At 62.6% G+C, this 14,002-nt stretch carries 11 protein-coding genes; 10 read left to right on the top strand and 1 reads right to left on the bottom strand.

Annotated features, from left to right (window positions below):
- The first annotated feature begins 5 nt into the window (after positions 1-5).
- The 7 genes from RA302_RS25375 (at position 6) to RA302_RS25345 (ending at position 8,757) form a co-directional block, all read left to right on the top strand.
- Positions 6-383 carry a DUF4247 domain-containing protein gene (locus RA302_RS25375; protein ID WP_044480673.1) on the top strand — a complete coding sequence of 126 codons (378 nt, stop codon included), beginning with the start codon at positions 6-8 and terminating at the stop codon, positions 381-383.
- Positions 384-412: 29 nt separating this feature from the next.
- Positions 413-883: a DUF350 domain-containing protein gene (locus tag RA302_RS25370; RefSeq protein WP_003939942.1), complete on the top strand. Its 471-nt coding sequence runs from the start codon at positions 413-415 to the stop codon at positions 881-883.
- Positions 883-2,457, top strand: coding sequence for a polyamine aminopropyltransferase (locus RA302_RS25365; RefSeq protein WP_030537207.1), 1,575 nt, complete (start codon positions 883-885; stop codon positions 2,455-2,457). Before RA302_RS25370 ends, RA302_RS25365 begins: the two co-directional genes overlap by 1 nt.
- Before the next feature lie 141 nt (positions 2,458-2,598).
- Complete coding sequence (locus tag RA302_RS25360) at positions 2,599-4,161, top strand: acetolactate synthase large subunit (RefSeq protein ID WP_080712777.1); 1,563 nt, start codon at positions 2,599-2,601, stop codon at positions 4,159-4,161.
- Between the two features lie 49 nt (positions 4,162-4,210).
- A complete protein-coding gene (locus RA302_RS25355) occupies positions 4,211-4,888 on the top strand; it encodes a GAP family protein (protein ID WP_030537205.1) in 678 nt (225 codons plus the stop codon).
- 18 nt (positions 4,889-4,906) lie between these two features.
- The gene (locus tag RA302_RS25350) at positions 4,907-6,799 is read left to right on the top strand and encodes an SEC-C domain-containing protein (RefSeq protein ID WP_030537204.1); all 1,893 of its coding nucleotides are present in this window, start codon (positions 4,907-4,909) and stop codon (positions 6,797-6,799) included.
- Between the two features lie 35 nt (positions 6,800-6,834).
- The gene (locus tag RA302_RS25345; protein WP_238054083.1) at positions 6,835-8,757 is read left to right on the top strand and encodes an SEC-C domain-containing protein; all 1,923 of its coding nucleotides are present in this window, start codon (positions 6,835-6,837) and stop codon (positions 8,755-8,757) included.
- A 36-nt stretch (positions 8,758-8,793) separates the two neighbouring features.
- On the opposite strand, the gene RA302_RS25340 is transcribed toward RA302_RS25345, so the two are convergent.
- Positions 8,794-10,224: a coniferyl aldehyde dehydrogenase gene (locus RA302_RS25340; RefSeq protein ID WP_003940108.1), complete on the bottom strand. Its 1,431-nt coding sequence runs from the start codon at positions 10,222-10,224 to the stop codon at positions 8,794-8,796.
- 109 nt (positions 10,225-10,333) lie between these two features.
- Between RA302_RS25340 and RA302_RS25335 the strand changes: the two genes are divergently transcribed.
- From RA302_RS25335 to RA302_RS25325, 3 genes are all read left to right on the top strand, one after another.
- Positions 10,334-11,131 (top strand): enoyl-CoA hydratase, encoded by a 798-nt coding sequence (locus tag RA302_RS25335; protein WP_003939812.1) that lies wholly within the window; start codon positions 10,334-10,336, stop codon positions 11,129-11,131.
- Positions 11,132-11,176: 45 nt separating this feature from the next.
- The gene (locus RA302_RS25330) at positions 11,177-12,697 is read left to right on the top strand and encodes an acyl-CoA synthetase (RefSeq protein ID WP_030537202.1); all 1,521 of its coding nucleotides are present in this window, start codon (positions 11,177-11,179) and stop codon (positions 12,695-12,697) included.
- A gap of 120 nt (positions 12,698-12,817) precedes the next feature.
- A complete protein-coding gene (locus RA302_RS25325) occupies positions 12,818-13,984 on the top strand; it encodes an acyl-CoA dehydrogenase family protein (protein WP_030537201.1) in 1,167 nt (388 codons plus the stop codon).
- Positions 13,985-14,002 lie beyond the last annotated feature (18 nt).

Genomic DNA, 14,002 nt, shown 5'->3' with positions numbered 1-14,002 from the left:
CGGTGATGGTGGCGGCCGCAATTATGTTGTCGGCGTGCGGTGGTGGAGCCAAAGACTTCATCGCGGACAACTATTCCAAGACGTCCCAGGATGGCGACGTCGTGTTGTACTCGTCGAAAGATCCAGTGGGCACGACCGTCTCACGGATTGTCGACGCGGACGAACCAGCGGCGCGAAGTGCTGACGGCGGCAACGAATACCTGCGCTACGACGACGACATCGTCACTGTCAGTTCGGCTTCGGGCGGTGGCAGCACCATCAAGGTAGAGGACATCGACGGCACGTATCGCAGCGGCGGATACGCGTACCTGGGACCGGGCTTCAACCCGGGATCCCCGGCGGGTGGAAGCAGTGGCAGCGGCGGCTCGGGTAGTGCCAAATGACGGTAATGCTCAATGAGAAGGAGAACGGCGTGACGAACATCTTTGCATCCACTTCCGTCGAGATCGGGACGGTGGATCCGGCATTGCTCGTCGGGGGCGTTCTCGGCACCCTCGCCTACTTCGTCGTCGGTGCAGCGGTTCTGGCGACGGGATTCCTGGTCCTCGACCTCATGACACCCGGAAATCTCCGCCACCAGGTTTACGTCGACAAGAACCCGAACGCTGCGATTCTGTTGGCCTCCAATCATCTTGCGCTGGCGATCATCGTGGTGACGGCAATCCTGACCAGTTCGGACGGCTTTGCTCAGGGACTCGCCGACTCCGCGGTGTACGGACTGTTCGCGATCGTGTTGCAAGCGATCGCGCTGCGATTGATGAACGCATTCCTTCCCGGCAAGTTGGTTGCGCTGGTGCAGGATCCGAAGATGTGTGGCGCCGCGTGGGCTGTGGGTGTGAGCTTGCTGTCCATCGGTTTGGTGAACGCCGCAGCGCTCACCTGATGGTTGCCGCTGATCCCGATGTGACAGTTGACGAGCGTTCGACGATGCTCGGCCCGCGCGCACGCGTCCTTCTCCTTGCGGCTGTTGCGGCGTGCGCTGCGTGTGGCCTGATCTACGAGCTGGCCCTGTTGACACTCAGCGTGAGTCTGACCGGCGGCGGCATCACCCAGACGTCGTTGATCGTCGCGGGATTTGTTGCGGCTCTGGGTATCGGAGCGCTGGCCGCCAAACCTCTGCTGGGACACGCTGCCGTTTCGTTCGTGACGGTCGAGATACTGCTCGGGCTGATCGGCGGATTCAGTGCCGTCACGCTGTACGTGACCTTCACGTTCTTCGGTTCCAGCGCAGCAGTTCTAGTGGCGGCGACCGCGCTGATCGGCATCCTCGTCGGTGCCGAAGTGCCTCTGCTGATGACGCTCTTGCAGTCCGGTCGCAGCGACAACGACGCACAGAGCACCGGAAAGGTACTGGCCAACCTCAATGCCGCCGACTACCTCGGCGCATTGATCGGTGGTCTGCTGTGGCCGTTCGTACTGTTGCCGTGGGCGGGAATGATTCGCGGTGCCGCACTCACCGGCATGATCAATCTCGTGGCTGCGGCAGTGGTCGCGCTGATACTCCTTCGGTGGCAGCTCAGCCTGCGCGCACGATCGATCGCCGTCGTCGCAATGCTGTTGGCAGCAAGTTTGATCGGATGGTTGCTGATCGCAGCGTCGGACATCGAGACCACGTCGAGGCAGCGGCTCTACACCGATCCCGTGGTGGCCGCCGAGCGATCGGTGTACCAGGAAATCGTCGTCACCGAGCGGGGGAACGACGTGCGCCTGTTCCTCGACGGAGACCTGCAGTTCTCCAGTGTCGACGAGCATCGGTACACGGAGTCGCTGGTGTATCCGGCCCTGGTGAACGACCCCCGGCGCGTGCTGATTCTGGGCGGCGGTGACGGCCTCGCTGCACGGGAAGTGCTGCGAATGAACAGCGTCGAGCAGATCGTTCAAGTGGAACTCGATCCGGCAGTCATCGAGTTGGCCAACACGCGTCTTCGTGATCTGAACGCGGGAGCGCTCGAGGATCCACGGGTGGACGTCGTACTCGACGATGCGTTTCGGTGGCTGCGAGAGCGTCCGGAACCGGGTTTCGATGCGGTGATCGTCGACCTCCCGGATCCCGACACCCCCGCACTCGGCCGCTTGTATTCGATGGAGTTCTACGGACTTGCCGCTGCCGCGATGAATCCGGGCGGGCTGATGGTCGTCCAGTCCGGCAGCCCGTACTCGACACCGGATGCGTACTGGAGAACGGTGTCGACGGTATCGGCTGTCGGACTGAGCGTCTCGCCCTATCACGTTTTCGTGCCGAGCTTCGGTGACTGGGGATATGTGCTCGCGCAAAGAGGTTCCACGCCGCCCGAGCTTCGTCTGCCCGCTGATGTGCCGAACCTGCGGTTCCTCGACGAGCCCACTCTGGCGTCGGCCTCGGTGTTTCCTCGCGATCGCCCGAGGCGGGAAATGGAGCCGTCAACACTCGACCGGCCGCGCATCGTCGACGATATGCGCAAGGGCTATGAACGCTGAACTCCCGACCGAGTAGCTTGAATCGAGACTCTCGGCCACGACGGAGGTACGGATGACTGTTCGGATCGAGGAGCACGCACCGGGAGTCCGGTCGCTCACGATGAAGCGCAGGAAGCATTCGCAGCTTTTCATGAAGAAGAGGTGATCGAAATGAACGGTGCACAGTCGCTTATCCAAAGCCTGGTCGACTCGGGCGTCGAGGTGTGCTTCGGCAATCCAGGAACGTCCGAGATGCATTTTGTCGCCGCACTCGATTCCGTTGCGCAGATGCGTGCGGTACTCGGATTGTTCGAGGGCGCCGTGACCGGTGCCGCGGACGGCTACGCACGGATCGCCGGAAAGCCTGCCGCGACGCTGCTCCATCTGGGCCCCGGTATGGCGAACGGACTGGCGAACCTTCACAACGCGCGCCGCGCCCACACACCGATCGTGAACATCGTCGGGGACCACGCGACCTACCACCACGGTTTCGACGCTCCTCTCGAATCGAACATCGATGCGCTGACCGAATGGTTGGAGGGGTGGAGTCGACGTTCCGAATCCACCGCGACCGTCGGTAGCGACGCGGCCGACGCCGTTGCCGCCTCGATGAATCCGCCCGGGCACATTGCCACACTTGTCCTCCCTGCCGACGTCTCGTGGGGCGAAGGTGGAGTTCTTGCGGGTCCTCGGGACATACCGGGGCGGGCGGAAGTTTCTGCAACACAGATCGACTCGGTGGTGGGCGCGCTCAATGCCGAGGGTCGCGCCACGCTACTGCTGGGCGGCGCAGCCTGTTCCGAAGCTGGGCTGCGCGCCGCTTCCCGAATTGCGGTCGCGACCGGTGCACAGATTCTGATCGAGACTTTTCCAGCCAGGCTTCAACGAGGTGCTGGGCTACCGTCATTCGAGCGCTTGGGATACTTCGCCGAGCACGCCACCGAACAACTTCGCGGAACAACTCAGCTGGTTCTGGCCGGAGCGGTTTCGCCGGTCTCGTTCTTTGCGTATCCCGGAAAACCGAGCGATCTGGCACCGGAGGGTGCTGCGGTGACAACGCTGGCAAGCGTCGGCGACGATGTTGCCGGTGCACTGGAGGCAGTGGCCGAACTCGTGGCACCGGGAGTCGAACCTGTTGTGCAGGAAGCGAATCGGCCGGCGCTGCCGAGCGGGCCTCTGGACGTTCGAAATTGGGCCGACGTGATCGGCGCCCTGCTGCCAGGCGACGCCATCATCTCCGACGAGGCGGCGACTTCCGGTTGGGCGATCCCGATCGCCCTTGCCGGAGCGCCGCGCCACGACGTGCTCACGCTCACCGGAGGTGCCATCGGCCAGGGCATCCCGGTGGCGACGGGCGCCGCTGTGGCAGCGCCGGAGCGACCGGTGATCAATCTCGAAGCCGACGGAAGCGCGATGTACACCATCGCGGCGTTGTGGACGCAGGCGCGAGAGATGTTGAACGTCACGACGATTCTGCTCAACAATCGCGCATACGCCATCCTGCGTGGCGAACTGCAACGAGTCGGCGCAGAAGGTGGCGGCGTCGTCGCACAGTCGATGTTGGATCTGTCGTCTCCGAACATGGACTACGTCAAGATCTCCGAGGGGTTGGGAGTGCCCGCGTCGCGGGCGAACACAGCGGAGGAGTTGGCCGAACAGTTTGCCGCAGCGCTGGCGGAACCCGGCCCGCATCTCATCGAGGTCATGCTGCCTCCGACGTCGTGATTTCGACCTCGAATCGATCGTCGATCGTGCATTCAACTGGAGGTTTTCGGTGCTAGCTGCGATCGGTCTGTCTCTTCCGATTGCCCTCGGCCTGCTTTTCGTCTCGATGCCCATGGCGGTGATCGTGCTCGTCATGATCACCGCTGGAGCACATCGAGGGGCGGCATCTTTTCTACTCGGGTGGGTCCTCGGAATCTCGGCAGTCGTCGCGGTGACCATCGTGATCGCGGACTATTCGTTTGCGGAGTCGGAGTCGTCGCAGACTTCCGTGTGGTCGAGCGTCGTACGAATCGTGTTGGGTCTTGTCCTGTTCGGCTTGGCATACAAGCAGTGGCGCGCGCGTCCGCGAAACGGGAGTGAGCCGACAGTTCCGAAGTGGATGAAGAGCGTCGACGGGTTGACTCCGCGGAAGGCGTTCGGGTTGGCGTTCTTGTCCGCGGCGGTCAATCCCAAGAATGCAGCGCTGGCGGTATCCGGTGCGGCCACTATCGCGGTCGCCACGAATGTCGTTGCCCAACAGATTGTTGCCGCGGTGATCTTCACGGTCATCGCGAGCGTCGGCATCGCGTCGCCGATCCTGGTGAAGGTGTTCTCCGGCAAGCGTGCCGACGAGATCCTCGCGTCCGCGAAGGCATGGATGACCGCCAACAACGCGGTGATGATGACGGTCATCCTGACGATCCTCGGTGCGACCGTGCTGGGCGAGGGGCTCAGTGGGCTGCAATAGGTCGCCTACCATTGGCGGGTGACTGATTTCGACGACGACGCTGCCGGTTCCATTGCCTCCGCTGCTTTGGCTGTTCTGCGCGAGCAAGGCCCGCTGAGTCTCGAAGAGTGGGCGACCCATCTCGAGGAGTACGGAACTGCGACCGAGTTGGCCGATGTACTCGAGTACCTGTCCGAACCGATGCTCGGGTACCTGCCCAACGGAAAGTACGTCGCTCTCGACACGGTCCTCGAAGGGCTCGTGTTCACTCACCGGCTCAGCGAAGTCGAAATTGCGTCGGACATCCTTGACGCGAGCCCCGACCTGGAACCGATCTTGGCATTCGGCGACGACGACGGGGCGATCCGGGTGGCCCTGGCGGAAGAAGCAGCCTCCGAACGCGGAGCTGCTCCCTTCCGGAGTCGACGAGTTGTGGTACTTCCGGCCGGAACCCTCGGCGAGTGCGCCGACGGTGATCTCGTCGGCTTGGCTGTCGAAGACGGAACACTTGCGTTTCGTCTGGTCGAGATCGAGGACGAACCCGATCTTGCTCCGGCGCTCGGCGAACTCTTCGAGGAGGACGGAGTCGAGGCCCTGGATTCTGTGTGCTGGCAACTCCTGATCGAGGATCCGTCACTCTTCACGGTTCCTGTTGCGCCGCTGGGTGAGATCTTCGAGGTGGCAGGTTACGAGCACGAGCGTGAGCTACTGGCTCGGCGGGGATTCGACTTCGACGCCTACGACCTGCAGATTCGGACAGCCTTGGTGGCCAGTACCTACGACCTGACCCACGACGAGGCAGTCTCTGCCGTTGCGTTTGTCGATCTGGCGGACCGCGGATACACCGACGCGGTCATCGCCGACTTCGATATCGCGGACTGGGCCCACCGTCATGTGAGCGCTGCTCCGGACTCTTTTGTCTCACTGGCAGATCCGGGTGCTGCAGTGGCCGTGTTCGATCTCGGATTTCGGAATCAGGACCCGGTGACCGACGCAATCCTCGAAGCGCTTGCCTCCGAACTGGCCGAGCGAGGGCCACGGTCGGTCAGGGCGGCGGCTCATTGGCTCGCCGGTAAGGCCGTCGATCGGCTGGGGCGCGTCCTCGAAGCGGAGGCGCACTACGAGAAAGCGCTCCTTGCCGAATCCGGTTGGGGTCCGGCCTTGTTCGAGCTGGCTCAGTTCGCGTCGGACCGCGGCGATGCGACCCGGGCGCTGTCACTGCTCGGGCGGATCGACGGCGGAAGTGAAGAGAATCTCTACGCCGTACTGCAGGACTTCGTCCCAGCCGATCACCCGGAACTCGGGCGAAACGACAAGTGTTGGTGCGGTTCCGGCCGCAAATACAAGGTCTGCCACCTCGGAAAGGCCGATGAATCCGTCAAGGCGGACGGTCGGTGGCTGTACAAGAAGGCATGCCTGTTTGCGTTTGCCTCCGAATTCGTCGACATCGTGACCGGGCTCGACGATCTCGAAAACGAAAATCTCTCCGAGGACGAACTGATCGCGGCCACGATCTTCGACGGATCGGCACTGGACGTCGCTCTGTTCGAGGGTGGAATCTTTGCCGAATTCTTGGCCAGACGCAGCGAACTACTTCCGGAGGCGGAAGTTGTGACAGCCGCACAGTGGCTCGGAATCCGGAGGTCGGTGTACGAGGTGATCGAAACGTCCGACACCGGCGTCGTGCTGCTCGATCGTGGGTCCAAGGAGACCGTCACGGTTGCTCACTCGGTCGAAGGCAAGCCAGGTGATGTGATCAGTGCTCGGGTCCTGACGGCCCCCACTGGCGCGTTTGCGGTGGGTGTTGTGGTCATGGCAACGGAATCGCAGGCTGCGAGGGTGCTCGAGGTTCTCGCTTCCGAAGATCTCGAGGCCGAAGAACTGGTGCGCGAGTTGCGTGGAGGCGCCGATCACTCGACCGATGACCGGTGACGATGTATCGAGTCGACCCCGTTAAAGTTGGATAGGTGAACGAACCGATGGATGCCAATGACTTGATCGCCGAAGCCGCGATGGAGTTGTTGCGTGAGCACGGCCCGCAGACAGCGGCGGACTGGGGCACCCTGTTGGCCGATGCCGGCCACGGTACAGCCGACGACATGGCCGAATTCGTAGAGTACGTCGAGGACCCACTGCTCGGCTACTTGAGTGAGGAGCGGTACGCCGCACTCGACACGTTGTTCGAGCATCGAGTGCTGACCCATCGGCTCACCGAAGCCGAAATAAAGTCCGGCGTTCTCGACGCGAACCCCGATCTGATGATGCTGCGGGTGTTCCTCGATCGTGACGACGACGAGATTCATGGCATCAGCGTCGTGCACCGCGGGATAGACGACGACCTGTTGGCTGATCGTGGGATCGAAGATCCGGAGTTCCCACACGACGAAGGCTTTCTACTCGACACCGACACCCTTGCCGAGTGCTCGGCAGGTGACTTGATCGGATTGTTCGTCGCTGACCGTGAGCTGACGCTCTGCACCATCCCCGAGGTACTGGATCCCGCACCCGGATTCGGCGAGCACCTGGCGACGGTCCTTGCCGACATCGGTGCTGACACCCTCGATGCCATTGTCTGGCAGTTGATGCTCGACGAGCCGTCGCTGTTCCGTCAGCCGACCGCCCCGCTGGGCGAGATGCTCGAGGCGTCAGGTTACGTCCGCGACGGTGACTACGTTGCGGTCGACGGATTCGATTTCGAGGCATACCACCTGGCGAACCGGGCCCGCATGCTCGAGGTCCGCGAGAATCTGCACCCCGAAGAAGCCGCGTCGGTGATCGCCTTCGTCGATGTGGTCATGGCCGCGAAAGCCGAAGGCGTCGACGATGTCTCGGACTGGGCGCGCAAGCAGATCAAGGAGGATCCGCAGGCCTTCGCCGGCCTCGCCGAGCCGCCCGTGGCTGCGGCAGCGTTGGAGCTGTTGTCCGAACTCGACGATCATGATTCCGTATTGCATTCTGTTGCAACTGCTCTCGCCGAAAAAGGGTCGCGTCGTGTCAAGCCGGCAGCGCACTGGCTGGCGGGCAAGGCTTCGGATCGTCTCGGCAAGATCCTGGCCGCTGAGGCGTCGTACGAAACTGCGCACGATCTAGATCCCGACTGGACTCCCGCGATCTTCGATCTGGCGCTACTGGCCGCCGATCGAAGCGATGTGACGCGCGCGCTGGCTTTGCTGGGCCGAATCGAGGGTGGCGAGTCCGAGGTTCTGCACGAGGTTCTTCAGCGCTACGCCCCGGCCGAGCACCCCGAACTCGGACGAAATGACAAGTGCTGGTGCGGTTCCGGGCGAAAGTTCAAGGTTTGCCATCTCGGTAAGTCCGAGGTGACGTTCGACGACCGGGCCAGTTGGCTCTACGTCAAGGCTCAGTTGTTCTCGCGCACGCCGGAGTACTTCGACGCCGTGTTCGATCTTGCGCTCATCCGTGCCGAGCAGTTCAACAGCGAAGAAGCACTGACGCTGGCCGTCGAAGGTGGTTTGGCCGTCGACGCTGCCTTGTTCGATGCGGGTATCTTCGCGGCTTTTGTCGAGCGCCGCGGAGAACTGCTGCCTGCCGACGAACGCGAACTGGCCGATCAGTGGTTGTCGATTCCGCGCTCGGTGTACAAGGTCGCCTCGACGGAGTCGGGACAGTTGGTGACCCTCAGCGACGTCCGCAACGGGCATCTGGTGAAGGTCACGGACGAGTGGGGCTCGCTGAACCTCGAGCCAGGCACACTCGTGTGTGCTCGTGTTCTCCCCGCCGGGTCCACGATGCGCACGTTCGGTGGCATCGAACCGCTTGCGGTAGACGACAAGAAGGAGTTGATCCAACTGATCGAGTCCGAGGACACCGAGCCGGGTCAGCTGGTGGAGTTCCTCAGTCGCGGCCTTGCCGGTGCGCCTTTCCGGTAGCGCGAACTACCAAAAAGGCGCACGGGGCCGGAGGCCCTAGGGCGTTACCTGAGCCAACATCATCTGCTCGAAACCCTCACCGTACGGCGGGAGCATTCCCCATTCACCGCGTGGGTCATGCTGCGCTGCTTCGAATACCGTTCGCGCGTGACTGAACTCGAGGAAACCCTCACGGCCGTGGTAGTGCCCGATGCCCGAAGCCCCGACGCCGCCGAAGGGTGCGTCGCTCAGCCCGGGGTGAGACATCGCGTCGTTGATGGTGACGCCGCCCGAGACGGTCCGTTCGAGTACGGATTCCTTCTCGTCCAGATCGGTTCCGAAGTAGTACAGCGCCAACGGTTTCGGTCGTGAATTGATGTCGGCGACGACGTTGTCGAGTTGGTCGTACGGCAAGACGACGACGGCCGGCCCGAAGATCTCCTCCTTCATGATCTGCGCGTCGGTCGGAGGGTCGACCACGATTCGCAGTGGGCGACGACGAGTGTCTGCGGAGAGTTCTTCGTCGGGAACGGTGATGATCCGTGCCCCACGTTCTTCGGCGTCCGCGATGTACCCCTCGATGCGTGCGAGGTGACGATCGCTGACTATCGAGACCATGTCTTTGTTGTCGGCGATCGTGGGAAACAGTCCCGTGAACTGGTCGGTGAACGCGTCGATGAATGCTTCCGTGTTCTCGCGCGGAACGTAGATCAGATCGGGAGAGACACAGAGTTGACCGGCGTTGGTGGACTTCGCGATAGCCAAACGCGAAGCAGCAGAGCTGATATCGGCACTGCGGCTCAAGACGCTCGGTGACTTGCCGCCGAGTTCGAGGGTGACCGGCACCAGGTTCTTCGCAGCATTGGCCATGACCAGCTTTCCGACGGTCGTGCTGCCGGTGAAGACGAGGTGGTCGAAAGGCAGGGACGTCAGCCGATCAGCGACCTCCGGGCCGCCGGTCACCACCGCGACCTCCACGGGGTCGAGAGTTCGACGCGCCGCCTCGGCCAGGACGGCCGCAGTATTGGGCACGATCTCCGACGGTTTGAGAACGGCGCGATTTCCTGCTCCGAGGGCGCAGGCGAGCGGGCTCAGGAGAGTGAACAGGGGAGCATTCCAGGTTCCGATGATGCCGATCGAACCCTTCGGCTGGTACGACACGTACGCCGTGGCACCCAACTGGTCCTGCATCGCTCCGGTTGCTCTCGGTGAGCGAATCATCCACTCTTCGAGCGAATCACGAACGTGCTTGAGTGAAACCATCGACCCGAGAACGTCATTCATCACCGAGTAGGCCGGGATTCGGCCGCCGAAGTCTTCGTTGATCGCCTCGGTCAGATCCTTGTGGTTTGCCACCAGGAGATCGACGACGCGTTGAATGCGCTCGCGTCGTGTCTGCGCGGACGGAAGACCAGCGGCTCGAGTTGCTTCCTGCTGAGCGCGCAGAATCTCTTCGAGATCAGTGGTGACGGCGGCATCGGTGCTCATGGGCACTCCTCGTAGTGGCGAAGTATTGACCGGACCGTATCGACGCGGTGCGAGTGGATGTCCTTTTCGTCTCGTTGACCGGGACGGATTCGATTGGTAGAGAGAACACATGTCGCAGACACAGGTAGAAGACACTGCAGTGAAGATTTCCGTCGAGGAATCGGTGGGACTCGGTTTCCTGACGCTCGATCGGCCGGCGCGGCGCAATCCGCTCTCGGCGGAGACCATGCGTGAGGTGACGGCTGCCCTTGTCGAATTGTCTGTAGACGAGCGCGTGCGGGTCGTGATCGTGCGCGCCGAAGGCCCGGTGTTCTCCGCCGGACACGATCTGACGGAGATGATCGGGAGAACCCTCGAGGACGAGCGGGCGATCTTCGACGGCTGTACCGAGATGATGGAGACCGTACAGCGGATTCCGCAGCCGGTGATTGCCGCAGTACAGGGCCCGGCTATCGCGGCGGGCTGCCAACTGGCCGCGTCGTGTGATCTGGTTGTTGCTGCGTCGAATGCTGTCTTCGGCACGCCGGGCGTCAAGATCGGACTGTTCTGCTCGACGCCCATGGTGGCGCTGAGCAGGGCAGTAGGGCGCAAGCGCTCGATGCAGATGTTGCTCACCGGGCAGACGATCGACGCCGACACCGCTGCGGACTGGGGTCTGGTGAACTTCGTCGTCGCGCCCGAAGACCTGGACCGAGAGGTGCGCGAACTGGCCGCCAAGATCACGACGGCCAGCCCCTTGACGGTGAAGATCGGTAAGCAGGCGTTCTATCGCCAGATCGATCTGCCGCAAGCGCAGGCGTACGAGGCGATGGCGGAAACTATGGCAACCAACGCCGTGACCTGCGACGCTCAGGAAGGTATGCAGGCCTTTGTGGACAAGCGAAAGCCCGAATGGCGCAATAAGTAACGATCGCTCTTCCGGTTTAGTTGGACGTCCTATAACCTGAGGTGCATGAGCCTGGATCCACGCACCAACACTGTCGACGGAGTGCTTCGGCGCTCGGCAGCCAAGTACCCCGACCGTGTAGCCGTCGTATTCGAAGATCGCACTCGCACCTACCGCGAACTCGACGACGCGGTGACGCGGGTCGCCGCCTACTTGCTCGGTCTGGGGCTCGAACAAGGCGACCGCGTCGCGGCATACGGAACCAACTCCGACGCCTATGCAATCGGATTTCTTGCCTGTGCACGAGCAGGTTTGGTGCATGTTCCCGTCAATTACGCACTGAAGGGGGAGGAACTCCGGTACCTCGTGGCGCAGTCAGGCGCCCGCGCGGTGTTGGTGGATCCGGCATTGGCGCCGACACTCGACTCGGTACGCTCCGACCTCGATCTCGATCACGTGATCGCACTGCGGGACGCGGAACTGTCCGTCGTCACGATCGGTGAGGCAGGCGAGGTGCCGGTCTTCGAACCGCGTGCGACGTCGACCGATCTGGCGCAACTCCTGTACACCTCGGGCACCACCTCGAAGCCCAAGGGCGCCATGATGTCTCACGGTGCACTGGTTCACGAGTACGTGTCCTCGGTGATCGCGCTCGGCCTCGACAAGAACGACAACCCGCTGATCTGCATGCCGATGTACCACTCCGCGGGCATGCACGTCTTCATGCTGCCGTACCTGTCCGTCGGCGCGACGGTCAGTCTGATGCAGGCGCCGGACATCCCGGAAATCCTGCGCCGTGTCGAAGCCGAAAAGATCGGATCGCTGTTCCTGGCGCCGACCGTGTGGGTACCGCTGGCCAACCATCCGGACCTCGAGACCCGCGATCTGTCTTCGCTGAAGAAGGCGCAGTACGGCGCCTCGATCATGCCGGTCACCGTGCTCAATCGTCTGCGCGAGCGCTACCCGGACATCGGTTTCTACAACTGCTTCGGTCAGTCCGAAATCGGCCCACTGGCAACAGTTCTCCAGCCCAGCGAGCATGCTGATCGCCCGTCTTCCTGTGGTCGCGCGGTGTTCTTCGTCGAAACCCGCGTCGTCGACGCCGACGGAAACGATGTTGCCGACGGTGAGTCCGGCGAGGTTCTCTACCGCTCACCGCAGCTGTGCAACGGCTACTGGGAGAATCCGGAAGCCACCGCCGAGGCCTTCCGTGACGGCTGGTTCCATTCGGGCGATCTGGTCGTGCGGGACGAAGAAGGGTTCATCACGGTCGTCGACCGGATCAAGGACGTCATCAACACCGGCGGCATCCTGGTGGCGTCACGCGAGGTCGAAGATGCGGTCTACACGCACCCCGCCGTGGCAGAAGTTGCCGTGATCGGTACGCCCGACGAGAAGTGGATCGAGGCCGTCACCGCGATCGTCGTGCTCAAGGACGGCAACGACGAGTTGACGCCCGAGGCGTTGATTGCCCACGTCAAGGAGCGAATCGCTCCGTTCAAGGTGCCCAAGCATGTCCGTTTCGTGGCCGAGCTTCCGCGCAACCAGAGCGGCAAGCTACTGAAGCGGGAACTGCGCACCGTCTGAAGCTTGCTATAGGTTCTGCCTTACCTTCGGTTCGTTTTCAGGTCTTTGACTCCGATTGCCTCACGGTATTGACTTCGGGGGACGGCATGGACTTCGGAAACAGCAAGGTGAGTGGTGGGAATGCAGGTCGACGCAGATGACTTCGCAGATATCTTGGCGACTGCGCGGGAGTTCATCCGTAAGGAAGTAGTTCCGCGTGAGCAGGAGATAGCCGACACCGACGCCATTCCTGAGGACATACGCAAGAAGGCCGCAGCTATCGGGCTCTTCGGTTACGCGATCCCTCAGGAATGGGGTGGGCTCGGACTCGATCTCACCCAAGACGTCGAACTGGCAATGGAATTCGGCTACACGTCTCTGGCGCTGCGTTCGATGTTCGGTACCAACAACGGAATTGCCGGACAGGTGCTGGTCGGCTTCGGTACCGACGAGCAGAAGGCTCAGTGGCTCGAGCGCATCGCCTCCGGTGATGTCGTGGCTTCCTTTGCTCTCACCGAACCGGGCGCGGGCTCCAACCCGGCCGGCCTTCGGACCAAGGCAGTGCTGGACGGATCCGACTGGGTGATCGACGGCAACAAGCGGTTCATCACCAATGCTCCACTGGCGCAGCTGTTCGTGGTGTTCGCGCGCACTCGCCCGGCGGATTCCGATGGTCCGGGAATTGCAGTGTTCCTGGTTCCGGCTGACACGCCAGGTGTCACGGTCGGTCCCAAGGACAAGAAGATGGGTCAGGAAGGTGCTTGGACCTCCGAGGTCACCTTCGACAACGTCCGAGTTCCCGACTCGGCCCTCGTCGGTGGCGACCAGGACACCGGATACCGCGCAGCGATGACGTCTCTCGCGCGCGGACGAGTCCATATCGCGGCGCTCTCGGTGGGAGCAGCACAGCGAGCGCTCGACGAATCTGTCGTGTTCTCCGTGGTCACGGAACAGGGCGGCACCGCGATCGGCGACTTCCAGCTGGTTCAAGCGATGCTGGCAGACCAGCAAGCCGGTGTGATGGCAGGGCGCGCGATGGTGCGCGAGGTGGCCGCGCGGTACGTCAGCGGTGAGGATCGCCGTCTCGGGCCTTCGGCGGCAAAGCTTTTCTGCACCGAGATGGTGGGCAAGGTCGCAGATCTCGCCGTGCAGATCCACGGGGGCAACGGGTACATGCGCGGTGTTCCGGTCGAACGCATCTACCGTGAAGTTCGCCTGTTGCGCCTGTACGAGGGAACCAGCGAGATCCAGCGTCTGATTCTCGGTGGTGGGCTCGTGGCGCAAGCGAAAAAGCAAAACCAGCGCTGACACATTTTCCAGACGAGC

The organism is Rhodococcus sp. DN22 (assembly GCF_036669995.1).
Taxonomy (GTDB): domain Bacteria; phylum Actinomycetota; class Actinomycetes; order Mycobacteriales; family Mycobacteriaceae; genus Rhodococcus_F; species Rhodococcus_F erythropolis.
Note: the sequence above shows the minus strand (reverse complement) of the source record. Positions and strands in the feature narration are given on the sequence as shown.